Here is a 14,039-nt window from a genome sequence, read left to right as displayed (position 1 = left end):
GCACCAGAAAGGCTGAGATGGACTCGCGACTGACCGGAAAGCTTGCGCCCTCCGGCACGGATCCGCAGCTGAGCGAAGCGCTCCTGCCAGTGCTGCACCCCGTGGACAGCCACGCGGCGGCGTTGGTCGAGACCCACAGCGGCGATCTGCTCTGCGCCTGGTTCAACGGCCCGCAGGAGGGGGACCGGCAGACCAATGTGGTGCTGTCCCGGCTGCCCGCCGGCTCCGATCAGTGGGAGCAGCCCCGGCCGATGTCCGCCGACCCGGACCGGTCCGAGCAGAACCCGGTCCTGTTCCGCGACCCGGACGACCGGATCTGGTTGCTGCACACCGCCAACACCCCGCATCAGCGCACCGATGCCCAGGTGCTCGCCCGCATCTCCGACGACGATGGGTCCAGCTGGTCGCCAGCACAGACCTTGTTCGCCGGTCCGGGCTTCTTCCTGCGCAACCCGCCGCTCTTCCTCCCGGACGGCACCTGGCTGCTGCCGGCCTACCAGGTCGATGCCGACGGCGAGTACAGCGTGGTGGCGCACAGCAGCGACCAGGGCCGCAGCTGGGAGGTCCGCGAGGTGCCGGGCAGTCGGCACCGCGTGCAGATGAGCATCGCCGTGCGCACCGATGGCAGCCTGCTCGGTCTGTTCCGCTCCCGCGCAGCCGACTGGGTCTACGCCTCGGAGTCGACCGATCTGGGCCGCACCTGGACGCCGCCGGTGCGCACCGCGCTGCCGAACAACAACTCCGCCGTGCACCAGATCGCCCTGGCCGACGGCCGGCTCGCCGTGGTCTTCAACAACGCGACGATGGAACGCGACCAGTTCCGGTTCGTCCCCTCGGGGGATGGCTGGAGGAAGAAGGCCGTCCGCACCCCGCTCACCATCGCGTTGTCCGAGGACGGCGGCCGGTCCTGGCCCCACCAGCGCAACCTTCAGGTGGCCGATATCGAGTACAAGGATCGCCCCACCGGCTACTCCTACCCGACGATCATCCAGGCCTCGGACGGTGCGCTGCACGTCGCGTACTCCTATCTGCGCAAGACGATCAAGCACGTCCGGCTGGAGCCGGACTGGATCGCGGCGCAGGAAGATGAGGGTCCGGCGCTGGATACGACCGAGGACGCGACATGACCATCCAGACCTCCGCCGTCGAACGGTGGGGCCTGCACGAGATCGAGCTGAGCGGCCCCTCGGCTGGCAACCCGTTCCTCGACGTGGAGCTGACGGCCACGTTCACCTATCGCAACCGAGAGGTGAACGTCGACGGTTTCTACGACGGCGACGGCACCTACCGGATCCGGTTCAGCCCCGATCAGGAGGGGCGGTGGACGTTCCGTACCCGCAGCTCCGCAGCGGAGCTGGATAGTGTGACCGGAGAGCTCCAGGTCACCCCACCCGCAGCGGGCAACCATGGCCCGGTGCACGTCGCTGGACGATCGACCTTCCGCTATGCCGACGGCACCCGGCACGAATCGTTCGGCACCACCTGCTACCACTGGACGCACACCGGCGACCGGGCGCACGAGGAGGAGACCCTTGCCTCGCTCGCCGGCTCCCCCTTCAACAAGGTGCGCATGTGCCTCCTCCCCACCGGGGGGATGCGCCCGCCACGGCTGGCATTCCTCGGTGACGAGCCCGGCCGGCTGGACAAGACCCGCTTCGACCCGGAGTTCTTCCGCCACTTCGAAGAGCGGGTGCTGGACCTGCAGCGGCTCGGCATCGAGGCGGACCTGATCCTGTTCCACCCCTATGACAAGGGTGAGTGGGGAGTGGACAACATGACCGCCGAGGAGGACCGGCGGTTCGTGCGTTACGTCGTCGCCCGGATGGCAGCGATGCGCAACGTGTGGTGGTCGATCGCGAACGAGTTCGACTTCAACGACGCGAAGACGATGACCGACTGGGACGAGCTGCTGCAGTACCTGCAACGGATCGACCCCTACCGCCGGTTGGCCTCGATCCACAACGGCACCGCGATGTACATCCACGCCTCCGTCTACGACTTCAGCAAGCCGTGGACGACACACCAGAGCATCCAGCACTGGGAGGCTCGGTTCACCGCCGACTGGCGCCGCCAGAACGCCGGCCCGGTAGTGATCGACGAGATCGGCTACGAGGGTGACATCGACCGCCGGTGGGGCAACCTGAGCGGACGCGACATGACCCGCCGGTGCTGGCAGATCGTGGCAGATGGCGGCTACGCCGGCCATGGCGAGTGCTACGTGGACTCCAAGCCCGCCTGGATCTCCGCCGGCGGGCGCCTGATCGGCACCAGTCCCGCACGGATCGCGTTCCTGCGCGAAGTGATTGCCGAGGGCCCGCCGGACTGGATCGCGGCCCGCGCCGACGGCTACCGGTTGGACTACCTGGGCGAGCGCCGGTACGCCTACCACGACCTGGAACTGGACGAGGCAGAGCACACTGTGGACCTGATCGACACCTGGGAGATGACCGTGACCCCGCTGCCCGGCAGCTACCGCGGCCGGTGCCGGATCCCGCTGCCGGACCGCACCGATCTTGCTATCCGGGTTCGGAGGGTCCGATGAGCACCACCGCCTCCGCACCCACCGCCCGGCAGTGGGACCTGATCGAGCTCGACGTCACCGACGCAGCAGCAGCCGCCACCTTCACCCACGCCGACCGGGAGGCCGTGGTCGAACCGGTGACCGTCGGCGGCCGGCGCCTGGTCCGGTTCGCACCGGAGGCGATCGGCGCCTGGGAGTACACGGTGGCCGATGCTGACGGCCGCCCGCTCTCCACCGGGTCGCTGGAGTGCATCGCCGCGCAGGGTGAGGACCCCGGCCCGGTGCGCGTTGCCGGCACCCGGTTCTGCACGGCCGACGGCGCCGCGCACCATCCGCTCGGCACTACCGCTCTGTGCTGGCACCGCCAGGATGCGCAGACCCGGGCGGGCACACTGGCCGCCCTGGCGCGCTCACCATTCACCGGGGTGCGGATGTCCGTGCTCGCTCCCGGTGCGACCGGCTGGCCCACGCCCGGCGAGCTGGACGAGCTGGAACGGGCTGTGGTGGCGCTGCGGGACACCGGGTTCCAAGCCGAGCTGGTGCTCTTCGCCGCCGGCGCGCAGGCTCCGGGGCGACCGGGCTGGGCCGAGTACCTGCGCGAGATCGTGCACCGGTTCGCGGCGTACCGGAACGTGTGGTGGTGCCTCGCGCTGGATGCGGACCGGTCCGACGTCGACTCCTGGACCTGGGACGAGGCGCTACGCCTGGTCGCCGAGGCGGACCACGGCCGGCGGCCGCTGACCATCCATGCCGGACCGAGGTTCGACTTCGGCCGCCGCCTGATCAGCCATACCAGCGTGCGCGACGACCTCCAGCTGGACGCGATCGACCCGGTGCGCGCGTTCGGCAAACCGGCGTTGCTGGATGTGGGCACCGAAGGTGATCTCCCGACCCCGACCGGCGGCCGGACCGCGCAGGAGCTGGTCTCGCTCGCGTGGTGGGCGCTGGTGCGCGGCGGCTACTTCTGGCACGCCGAGGAGTTCGCGCGGCATTCCTGGAGCCGGCACGGCGGCCAGCTGCACGGGGAGTGTGTCCCGCAGCTGGCGTTCCTGCGCGAGGTACTCGCCGGCGCTCCGGCCGATCTGGCGCGCGACCCCGAGGAGTCGAAGACCTTCACTCTGTCCCAGCCCGGGCAGTACTACCTGCAGTACCACGGGCTGCACCGCTACTCCACCCATGCCTACTCCGTGCCCGACGATGCCGAGTTCATCGTCGAGCTGCTGGATACCTGGAACCTGAGCGTCGAACGGTTGCCGGGGACGTTCAGCGGCGAGTTCGTGCTCGACCTGCCGCGCCAGCCCTACCTGGCAGTGCGGATCACCCGGTGCTGAACCCGGACTCCCTGACCGCCTTCCTCACCGGGCACCCGGCCACCGCAGACCTGCCGGACTGGCCAGCGCTGCTCGGCCGGATGCTCGTGCTCTCCACCGGGCGCCCATGGCGGGAGCAGACACCGGGACTGACCCATGCCCAGACCACTCCTGCCGGCGAGGCCCTGCAGGTCACCGGCCGGGTCGGTCCGGTGCAGGTACAGGTCCGCGCGCAGCTGACCGAGGCGATCCTCGAGCTGGACCTGGAGTGGCAGAACGACGCCGCGTCCGGCATCGAGGATCTGGTGGTCGGGCTGCGGCTGCCCGGCCCGGCCGATGCCCAGGTGACGATCCCGCAGGTGATCCAGCACGATAATCCGTCCGCCGATCCCGCCCGGGTGGTGCCGCATGTCAGCCGGGGCGGTTTCGTCACCGAGCTGCACCGGCTGCCGATCCCTGCGGTCTGTCTGCAGGACGCCAGCGGCGACACGCTGACCCTGGTGTCCTGGCCGGACGCCGACGAGGACGCTGCAGGCCGGGTGCGCTACGGCTCGCTCGGCGCGGTGGCCGGCGAGGGCACCTATGCCCTCGGGCTGAGCGGAGTCACCCTGTTCGACGGCGAGCCGGACATCACCTACGTGCACAAGGCGCGCACGGCGCCGACCGAGGCGGGCTACCGGGAGCTGCTCCCGGGCCAGTCGCTGCACCAACGATTCCTGGTGCACCGGGGACAGGTAGCACCCGGCCACGGGTTCCGGCAGCTGGTACGGCTCGGTCGCACCCTGTTCGGCGGCGGTGAGCGTGCGCTGCCCGGTCCGTTGGCCGATCGCCGTCATCTCGACCTGCGCCTGGCCGCCCTGGATGCCCGGGCATTCGTCGACGGCGACGTGGCCGGCTATCTGAAGTTCCCCGCCTGGGGCGAGCCACGCAAACGCGCCGGCCGTCCGGAGGTCGACTTCCTCTACGGCTGGACCGGGCAGTGCCTGCGGCTGGCCTGGTGTGAGGCGTGGGTGGGTCTGGACCGTGGCGAACCCGACCGCCTCCAGCGGGCCCGTTCCGTCACCGACTTCTACCTGACCGGGTCCAGTACCGGTGTGCCTGGTCTGCGATACAACTCCTACCTGCACGACGAGCTCCGCTGGCAAGGGCTGCGCCGCCAGGGCCGCGAGGTGATCTCCGCACGGGCGCACGGCGAGACGATGAGCGATCTCGCCGACCTGATCACCCTGCTCCGCGACTACCGGGAGCCGGTGCCGCCGGCCTGGACCGCGGCACTGCAGGAGTCCGCCGAGTTCATGACCGCGTCCACGCTGGAATCAGGCCTGGTTCCCCTCGGGTGGAGTGATGACGGGACACCAGTGACCGACCCGCCATGGTCGGCCGGCATCCCGGCCGTGCGCGCCGTGGCCAAGGCCGCCCAGGTCTGCGCGCAGCCGCAGCTGCTCGCCCGGGCCGTGGAGCTTGCCGAGGCGTACCACGAGCTGCACGGGCGGACCTTCCGGCCGTTCGCTCACTCCACCCTGGACGCTGCCTGTGAGGACAAGGAGGGCGGCCTCGCCTATTTCGAGCTGCTGATGACACTGCACGACCTCACCGGCGACCAGAGGTACCTACCCCGCGCGCAAGTGGTGGCGGACTGGCTACTCAGCTGGGTCTACCACTGGAACCCGCAGCACGACCGGGGAGCACCACTGCGCGAGGCCGGCTTCACCGCGACCGGCTGGCCCGGGGTCAGTGTGCAGAACCACCATCTGGACGTGTTCTTCCCGACCTTCGACCTGTGGCGGCTGGGCCGGCTCACCGGCGAGGCTCACCTGCAGCACTGGGCGCGCACGATCGTGGCGGCGATGGGCCAGGGGGTATGCACCGAACCTGGCGAGTGGGGCTTCGGGGTGGTCGGTGAGCAGGCGGAGGCGTTCTTCGTCACGAATTGGCAGGACCGCGGCCACAGCAATACCTGGAACCCGTCCTGGGTGATCGCGCTACCGCTGTGGCAGCTGCTCCGCTTCGCCGCGGCCGACGCCGACGCCGACGCCGACGGAGTTGATCACGTGCTGGACGACGTCCGGCCCGCTGACCGCGCCGAAGGAGCAGTCCCGCAGCTGTAGCCGCTGGATCGGCGCGTCCGGCAGGCCGATCAGCCGCAGACCACAGCCGGCGGACTCGGCGCTGAGGCGCTGCACCTCGATATCGGCGACCTCCGGCGGGTGCGAGCCTTCACTCACCCGGCCGTAGTCCAGGGCGATCTCCAACGCCGCCTGGCGCACCACGCCGACCTCGATATCGGCGAACAGGATGTCCCGGATGTAGCCCCCGCGTTCGGCATTGGTCTTGATCCGCAGCGCCCGTTTCAGCTCGGGGCTGGACATCTGGCAGCGGTAGGCCACCACGTCCGAGACTCCCCCGCTTGCCTCGCTGCCGATGGTGACCCCGCCGTGGCCCGCCCGCATCCGGCAGTCCCGCACCACCACACCGGTGGTGGCCTGACCGGGCTGCCAGCCGTCCGGACCTTTCCCGGACTTGATCGCGATGCAGTCGTCACCGGTATCGAAGGTGCAGTCCTCGATCAGCACATCGCGGGAGGACTCCGGGTTGCAGCCGTCGTTGTTCGGCCCGTGGCTGTCCACCAGCACCCCGCGGATGGTCACGTTGCGGCAGCGGAGGGGGTGGATGGTCCACATCGGTGAACGCCGGAACGTCACCCCGGAGATCAGCACGTTCTCGCACTCGAGGAACTGCAGCAGGTTCGGGCGCAGGTGGCTCCCTTCGCCGAACACCCGCTCACCGGCGGGCATTCCCGCAGCGGCGGTTGCCAGGAGCCGTTGCTTGGCCGGCCCCTCGTGCGGCGCCGGTGCTTTCACCCAGTTCCACCAGTGCTGCTCATCGGCGCCGCCGTCCACCACCCCCTCGCCGGTCAGGGCAATGTTGCGCCGCCCGACGGCATAGAGGAACGGCGAGTAGTTGTAGCAGTCGACCCCCTCGTAACGGGTGCGGACCACAGGCAGGTAGTCCTCGGGTTCCTGGCTGAAGGCCAGCACCGCTCCGGCGGCCAGGTGCAGCTCCACGTCGTCGAGCAGATGAACAGCGCCGGTGCGGAACGTCCCGGCCGGCACGTGCACCCGCCCTCCGCCGGCCGCAGAGCAGGCCGCGATCGCAGCCGCGATCGCCGCTGTGCAGTCGGTCGCTCCGTCCCCGATGGCGCCGAAGGTGGTGACGTCCAGGACCCGGTCGGGGAACACCGGTGGGGACACCCGGGCCAGGATCTGCGTGGCCCGCGCCTCGGCGCTGATCGGTCGAGCCGGACTGACGTCACTCATCGTGCTCCCTTCGCGCAATCTGCGCAGTAAGCCTAGCGGCAAATGCGTATACTGCGCAGACGGCGGAGGATCGGTCGCGGATGGACGGTCGCCCGCCACATCGTGACGGCCTTTGGCATCAGTGGGGTGAATCGGCATGGACGGCGCTCGGCTGTCACCGACCGGCGCAGGCATCTGTGTGGACGCTGGCCTACAGCTGTCCTTCGACCATCCGGTCGAGATCGGCCCGCGCGGCCGGCTGCAGGTGCATCGCGGCGACGGCGCCGTGGTCGAGACCATCGACCTCGCCGATCCGGAGGTGGGCAAGCGACCGATCGGCGGTGCCCGCTCCGACTATGGCGAGCTCCACCTGTGGAATTACCACCCGGTGCTCGTCGAGGACCAGAACGTGACCATCGTCCTGCACCGCAGCCTCGATCCGGACCAGGACTATGACGTCACGATGGACGCCGATTTCGTCCGCGGCCACAGCGGCATCACGCAGGAGGACGGCTGGCACTTCAGCACCCGAAGCCTACCCCCGGCCGGCGCCACCCGGATCGTGGTGGACGCGGCCGGCGGGGGGGACTTCTGCACGGTGCAGGGCGCGGTCGACTTCGTCCCGGAGCAGAACGAGCAGGAGGTGCTGATCGCGATCGCGGCCGGGACCTACACCGAGATCATCTATGTACCGCAGACCAAACCGCAGCTGACCTTCCGCGGCGAGGACCGCCGTCGGACCGTGATCAGCTACGCGAACAACGACGTGCTCAACGGGGACGCGGCGATGCGCGAGGAGCCGATCGAGATCGCCTGCTGCCCGAAACGGGTGATCGAGCGCTCGGACCGGTTCAACTGCTGGCGCGCCGTGTTCGGCATCGATGCCGACGACGTACGAGTGGAGAACCTGACCATCCGGAACAGCACCCCGGCAGGCGGAGGCCAGGCCGAGGCGCTACGAGGCAACGGCGAACGGATCATCGCGCGCCGCATCTCGTTGCACAGCCATCAGGACACCCTGCGCCTGCAGGGCCGCTGCTACGTGGCGGACAGCTATATCGAGGGCGATGTGGACTTCGTCTGGGGAACCGGGGGGCTGTTCGTCGAACGAACCGAGCTGAAGGCGCTCGGCCCGGGTTACTACACCCAGATCCGGAACGTCGACGGCGGTCCGGGGGCGGTCTTCGCCGACGTTCAGCTGACCAGGGGTCCAGGCGTGCCGGACGGGGCGAGCTACCTGAGCAGAGTGGAGCTCTCCCGGTTCGGCTGGAGCCAGGTGGTGTTCATCGATACCGCGATGGACGCGCACATCGCCGCCACAGGCTGGGTCACCACCGATGCCGGCGACCAGTGGGACACCTCAAGGCTGCGCCTGCAGGAGCACGGCAGCACCGACCTGGACGGCCGTCCGCTCGATCTCAGCGAACGCTCGAGCGTGGCGAGCCCCCTGACTGCCGAGGAGGCCGCACGTTTCCGGAACCCTGCCTCCCTGCTGGGCGGCTGGGACCCTCGCTGAGGCTACGGCGTCCGGCCCGCGGACGTGGTTGCACGTCCATTCATTGATGCATAGGCTTGAGGGTGGAGTGGCCACCCAGTCCTCGGGTAGCCATGCGAAGGAGCATTGATGCAACGCTCAGAGAGCACGAGGTACCGATGAGCGTCGTCACCGCGGACTACGAGATCGAGACCGCGCTGCCGCCGGAGCGGGCCGCCGCCGTGATGGCCTCGGAGCAGTCCAGCGGCACATTCGTCTCCGTCGCTCGGGAGACTGACGAGCTCAAGCGGCGCTTCGCTGCCCGGGTCACCAACATCACCGAGCTGCCGGCGAGCGGTCGTCCACCGCTGCCCGGGGCCTCCGGCGACTGGACCGACGTACGCCGGGCCCGGGTGAGCATCGAGTTCCCACTGGACAACTTTGGCCCGTCGGTACCGAACCTGCTCGCCGCCGTCGCCGGCAACCTGTTCGAGATCCGTGAGGTGGGCGCCCTACGGTTGGTCGACCTCGACCTGCCCGAGGAGTTCGCTGCCGCCTACCCGGGACCACAGTTCGGCTGGGACGGGACGGCGCGGCTGACCGGCCGGACCTCCGGCCCGCTGCTCGGCACGATCGTCAAGCCGAGCATCGGTCTGGACGCCGATCAGCTTGCCGATCTGGTCACCGAGCTCGCCGACGCCGGGATCGACTTCATCAAGGACGACGAGTTGCAGGGCAACGCTCCACACCTGCCGCTGGCCGAACGGGTGCGAGTGGTGACCGGTGCGCTGCAGGCGGCTGCCGACCGCAACGGCCGGATGCCGATGTACGCCTTCAACATCACCGACGATATCGACCGGCTCGGCCCGAACCACGATCTGGTCGCGGCTGCCGGCGGCAGGTGTGTGATGGTCTGCGTGAACACCGTGGGTCTGGCCGGGCTGCAGTATCTGCGCGCCCGCTCCGAGCTGCCGATCCACGGCCACCGCACCATGTTCGGCGCCTACTCCCGCTCACCCCAGCTGGGCATCGACTTCCAGGTGTTCCAGAAGCTCTCCCGGCTGCTCGGCTCCGACCATGTACACACCAACGGCCTGAGCAATAAGTTCTACGAGACCGACGAGCAGGTGCTCGCCTCGATCGCCGCCGTGCAGACGCCGTTCCTCGGCGGTTACGGCGCAGTCCCGGTGCTCTCCTCCGGGCAGACGGCGGCACTCGCCACCCGTACCTACCAGCAGGTCGCCTCGCAGCGACTGTTGGTGCTCGCCGGCGGCGGTATCCACGGTCACCCGAGCGGTTCCGCATCGGGGGTGCGGGCGATGCGGGCGGCCTGGGAGGCGGCGCTGGAGGGGGTCGAGCTGGCCGAACGGGCCGAGCAGGTGCCAGAGCTGGCCGAGGCGCTGGACACGTTCGGACCGCCACGGTGAAGGTCGGCTTCTACGGTGACGACTTCACCGGCTCGATCGACGCTCTGCTCCAGCTGCGCCGCGCCGGGCTCACCGGGGTGCTCGCGACCTCGGTGGCACACGCCGAGTCGCTGCGCAGCGACTCCGAGGCTGTCGGCATCGCCGGGGTGGCCCGTTCGCTGCGTACTGCCGACCTGCCCGCCGAGGTGCTGCCGGCGCTGCGCTGGTTCGCCGGCCGCGGCGCCCCGATCGTGCAGTACAAGGCCTGCTCCACCGCTGACTCCTCGCCCGAGGTCGGCAGCCTGGGCAAAGTGATCGAGCTCGGCCGAGAGGTGTTCGGCGCCGCTGCGGTCCCGGCGGTGTTCGCCCAGCCGGACTTCGGTCGGTACACCTTCTTCGGCCACCACTTCGCCCGAGACGACGACCGGGTATTCCGCCTGGACCGGCAGCCGACCATGCGCGATCATCCGAGCACCCCGAGCACGGAGTCGGACCTGGCCCGCCATCTCGGGGCACAGACCGAGCTGCCGATCGGCGCCCTCGCCTGGCCGCAGTACGAGACCGGCCCGGACCCGGCCCGCCACGTAGCGCAGACGCTGGCCGAGTCCGGCGCTGCTGCTGTGGTCTGCGACGGGTTCACCGACGCCCACCTGGACCTCCTCGGTCGCGCGATCAGCCACCGCTCCGGTCAGCTCGGCAGCACCGCCAGCAGCGATGGAGCCGGGACAGACCAGCTTGGCACCCGCTTCGTCCTCGGTGCCGGCGGACTGAGTCTGGGTCTCGGCCGAGCGATCGGCGGCACGGCTGCGCCGCTGCCCGAGCGGGCCAGTGCTGCCGACGGTCCGTGCCTGGCACTCAGCGGCAGCCGCTCGGCGCGCACCTGGGCGCAGATCGAGGCCGCCACCCACGCCGGCTGGACCTGCATCGACCTGCGGGGGCCCGGCGCCGCAGCCCGCGCGATCGCCGCACACGCCGCCGGTGCGGACACGGTGTTCCACTCCAGCACCCCCGGCGGCGGGCAGCTCCAGGCCGCCGAGGTGACCGAGGCGCTGCTCGAGGTGGCGCTACCCCGCCTGCAGGCCGCACCGCGCACCCGGCTGCTGCTCTGCGGTGGCGACACCAGCGGCACGGTGCTGCGCCGGCTCGGAGTGGCCGCGCTGACGATCGAGAGCTGCCCGTGGGGCAATGTGGCGCTCTGCGCCGCGCAGGCACCCGGCCGCGGCTACGACAGTGTCGAGGTGGTGCTCAAAGGTGGCCAGATGGGCCACGTGGACCTGCTCGAGGACGTCCGCCGCGGCCACACCACCGAACCAGCCACATCATCGAGCCGGCCACCTGAACCGATGGACCCGCCAGAGAAGGAGACCAGCCGATGCTGACCGACACCGCCACGAGCCGCTTCGCCGTGATGACCTCGCTACCGGCGGGGTCGGTGACGATGACCGCGACCGGCCCGCTCGGCCGGCTGCGCCAGCGAGCCCTCGACGTCACGATTCCCTCGATGGGCGAGCTGATGTTCGATCCGGACATCGCCCACGCCGTGGAGAACTTCCGGATCGCCGCCGGCCGCGCCGAGGGGGAGCATCGGGCCGCACCGTTCATGGACGGCGACCTGTACAAGTGGCTCGAGTCCGCGGTCGTCGCCGCACCGGACGCACCACAGCTCGCCGGCCGGGTGGCCGAAGCGCTCGATGTGATCGCAGCGGCGCAGCAGCCGGACGGGTACGTGCACACCAAGACCACGATCGCTGCCCGCACCGACCGCGCGATCGCCCCGCTGACCGACCGGCTGAACTTCGAGACCTACAACCTCGGCCATCTGATCACCCTGGGCTGCCTGCACCGGCGCCTGACCGGCGACGAGACCTACTTCGCGATGGCGGTCCGGGCCGCCGACTACCTGCTCCAGGCGGTGCGCGAGCAGCCGGAGGCGATCGCGGACTGCAACATCTGCCCCTCGCACTACATGGCCGTGATCGAGCTGTACCGCAGCACCCGGGACGAGCGCTATCTCACTCTCGCGCGCACGCTGCTGGACCTGCACGGCGGGAAAGGCGGCGCCGGCGGGGACGACAACCAGGACGTCTACCCGGTGCAGGACCAACCGGTGGCCACCGGGCACGCCGTGCGCGCCAATTACCTGTTCGCCGGGATGACCGACTACGCCCTGGAGAGCGGGGACGAGGAGTTCCGGGCCGCCGTCACCCGGCTATGGGAGGACGTGGTCGCCAGCAAGCTCTATCTCACCGGTGGCTGCGGCGCCGTGTACGACGGCGCTTCCCCGGATGCCGCCCAGGACTACAGCACGATCTCGAAAACGCACCAGGCGTACGGCCGGCCCTACCAGCTGCCGCACACGACGGCGTACAACGAGTCCTGCGCGACGCTCGGCTTCGTGCTGTGGTCCTGGCGAATGCTGCTACTCACCGGTGAGGCCCGGTTCGCCGACGAGATCGAACGAGTGCTGTTCAACTCCCTCCCGGCGATGCTCGACGCCGAGGGCCTCGCCTACTTCTACACCAACCCGCTGCGCCAGGTGCGCGACCTGCCGTTCCCGATGCGCCGGGCGGGGGACCCGGAACGCACCACTCCCCCCGCGTCGGACGACCGCTCCCGCCAGGAGTACATGACGAACTGCTTCTGCTGCCCGCCGAACATTGCCCGGGTGATCGCCGAGCTGCCGTACTACCTCTACTCCCAGGACGCCGAGTCGGTGTGGGTGCACCAGTTCGTGCCCGGAACGGCGCAGCTGGAGGTGGCCGGGGTACCACTGGAGATCACCCAGACCACCCGGTACCCGAGCGAGGGCAGCATCCGGATCCGGGTGAAGGCACAGTCCCCGGTACGAGCGAGCATCCGGATCCGGCGGCCCGGGTGGGCCCCGGGGACCGAGGTGCGGGTCCAGTCAGAGCCGGTCACCGCCGTCGAGAACGGTTACCTGGTGATCGATCGCACCTGGAGCGATGAGGAGATCTCCGTGGAGATCCCGCTGCGGCCCCGGGTGACGGTGGCCCACCACTTCCTCGAGGAGAGCACCAACCAGGCCGCCGTCGTGCGCGGACCGGTGGTGTACTGCGTGGAGAGTGCCGACCTGCCCGACAGTCTCGGGATCGAGTCCGTGCACCTACCGTTCCCGGCCGAGTGGCAGGAACAAGCCGGTACCGGGCTGTTCACCGACCAGGTGCTGCTGCGCACCCGAGCCGTGACGCTGCCCGCCACCGTCCCGCACGGCACGCTGTACGGCGAGCTGGTCGAGCAGCCGGGCACCGAGCTGGACCTGGTGCTCGTCCCCTACGCCCACTGGGCGAACCGCGGCCCCGGGCGAGATGACCGTCTGGCTGCCGTTGCTCCGCTCTGTCCGACTCTCCGGAGGAGACTCATGACCCGCCTCTCGTTCATCCACACCGGGGCCGTGGTGATCCCCACCATCAGCGCCCTGGCCGCCGACCACCTGCCCGGCGTAGAGACCCACCACCTGCTCGACGACAAGATCGTCGCCGACCTCGGCCGCGACCCAGAGGGCAGCGGCGTGCGGGACCGGCTCCGCGACCTGGTGCACGCCGCCAAGCGCGGCGGTGCCGATGCGGTGATGTTCTCCTGCTCCTCGATCTCCGGCTTCGCGGCCGGTCTGCAGGCCGAGCTGGACCTCCCGGTGCTGCGCATCGACGAGGCGATGGCCGACGAAGCGGCCGGTCTCGGCACACGGATCGCCGTGCTCGCCACCCTGCCCACCACGCTGGCGCCGACCGTCGCCCTGCTGCACGAGCGGGCGGAACTGGCCGGGAAGGAGATCGAGGTGGCGGAAGTGCTGGTCCAGGGCGCGTTCGAGGCGGTCAGCACCGGGGACCAGACCGGTCACGACCGGCTGGTCGCCGAGGCGATCACCAAGCGGGCCTCGCAGGCTGATGTGGTGGTGCTCGCCCAGGCCTCGATGGCCAGCGCGGCAGCGGCGGTCGACACCCCGGTGCTGACCAGCCCCGAGCTGGGCGTGCGCCGCGCGGCGGCGCTACTCGGCTCGCAGTAGTGCAAGTG

At 70.1% G+C, this 14,039-nt stretch carries 8 protein-coding genes; 7 read left to right on the top strand and 1 reads right to left on the bottom strand.

The genetic code is table 11. From position 1 onward, the window contains the following. Window positions 1-17: 17 nt before the first annotated feature. The 3 genes from FU260_RS02500 to FU260_RS02490 are packed head-to-tail and all read left to right on the top strand — an operon-like array spanning window position 18 to window position 3,852. Window positions 18-1,127 (top strand): sialidase family protein, encoded by a 1,110-nt coding sequence (locus FU260_RS02500; protein WP_147915633.1) that lies wholly within the window; start codon window positions 18-20, stop codon window positions 1,125-1,127. Continuing rightward, complete coding sequence (locus tag FU260_RS02495) at window positions 1,124-2,542, top strand: DUF5060 domain-containing protein (RefSeq protein WP_147915632.1); 1,419 nt, start codon at window positions 1,124-1,126, stop codon at window positions 2,540-2,542. Before FU260_RS02500 ends, FU260_RS02495 begins: the two co-directional genes overlap by 4 nt. After that, complete coding sequence (locus FU260_RS02490) at window positions 2,539-3,852, top strand: DUF5605 domain-containing protein (protein WP_147915631.1); 1,314 nt, start codon at window positions 2,539-2,541, stop codon at window positions 3,850-3,852. Before FU260_RS02495 ends, FU260_RS02490 begins: the two co-directional genes overlap by 4 nt. A 1,961-nt stretch (window positions 3,853-5,813) precedes the next feature. On the opposite strand, the gene FU260_RS02485 is transcribed toward FU260_RS02490, so the two are convergent. After that, window positions 5,814-7,148 carry a glycoside hydrolase family 28 protein gene (locus FU260_RS02485; protein WP_147915630.1) on the bottom strand — a complete coding sequence of 445 codons (1,335 nt, stop codon included), beginning with the start codon at window positions 7,146-7,148 and terminating at the stop codon, window positions 5,814-5,816. A gap of 136 nt (window positions 7,149-7,284) precedes the next feature. On the opposite strand from FU260_RS02485, the gene FU260_RS02480 reads away from it, so the two are divergent. From FU260_RS02480 to FU260_RS02465, 4 genes are all read left to right on the top strand, one after another. Further along, window positions 7,285-8,643, top strand: coding sequence for a pectinesterase family protein (locus FU260_RS02480; protein WP_147915629.1), 1,359 nt, complete (start codon window positions 7,285-7,287; stop codon window positions 8,641-8,643). A 137-nt stretch (window positions 8,644-8,780) separates the two neighbouring features. Continuing rightward, window positions 8,781-10,028, top strand: coding sequence for a RuBisCO large subunit C-terminal-like domain-containing protein (locus tag FU260_RS02475; RefSeq protein ID WP_147915628.1), 1,248 nt, complete (start codon window positions 8,781-8,783; stop codon window positions 10,026-10,028). Further along, the gene (locus FU260_RS02470) at window positions 10,025-11,386 is read left to right on the top strand and encodes a four-carbon acid sugar kinase family protein (protein WP_147915627.1); all 1,362 of its coding nucleotides are present in this window, start codon (window positions 10,025-10,027) and stop codon (window positions 11,384-11,386) included. The genes FU260_RS02475 and FU260_RS02470 overlap by 4 nt, the downstream gene beginning before the upstream one ends. Continuing rightward, window positions 11,380-14,031 carry a beta-L-arabinofuranosidase domain-containing protein gene (locus FU260_RS02465; RefSeq protein ID WP_147915626.1) on the top strand — a complete coding sequence of 884 codons (2,652 nt, stop codon included), beginning with the start codon at window positions 11,380-11,382 and terminating at the stop codon, window positions 14,029-14,031. The genes FU260_RS02470 and FU260_RS02465 overlap by 7 nt, the downstream gene beginning before the upstream one ends. Window positions 14,032-14,039: the final 8 nt, after the last annotated feature.

Source organism: Ruania zhangjianzhongii, assembly GCF_008000995.1.
Taxonomy (GTDB): domain Bacteria; phylum Actinomycetota; class Actinomycetes; order Actinomycetales; family Beutenbergiaceae; genus Ruania; species Ruania zhangjianzhongii.
The sequence above is the reverse complement of the archived record's forward strand: the minus strand, read 5'-3'. Positions and strand labels throughout refer to the sequence as shown.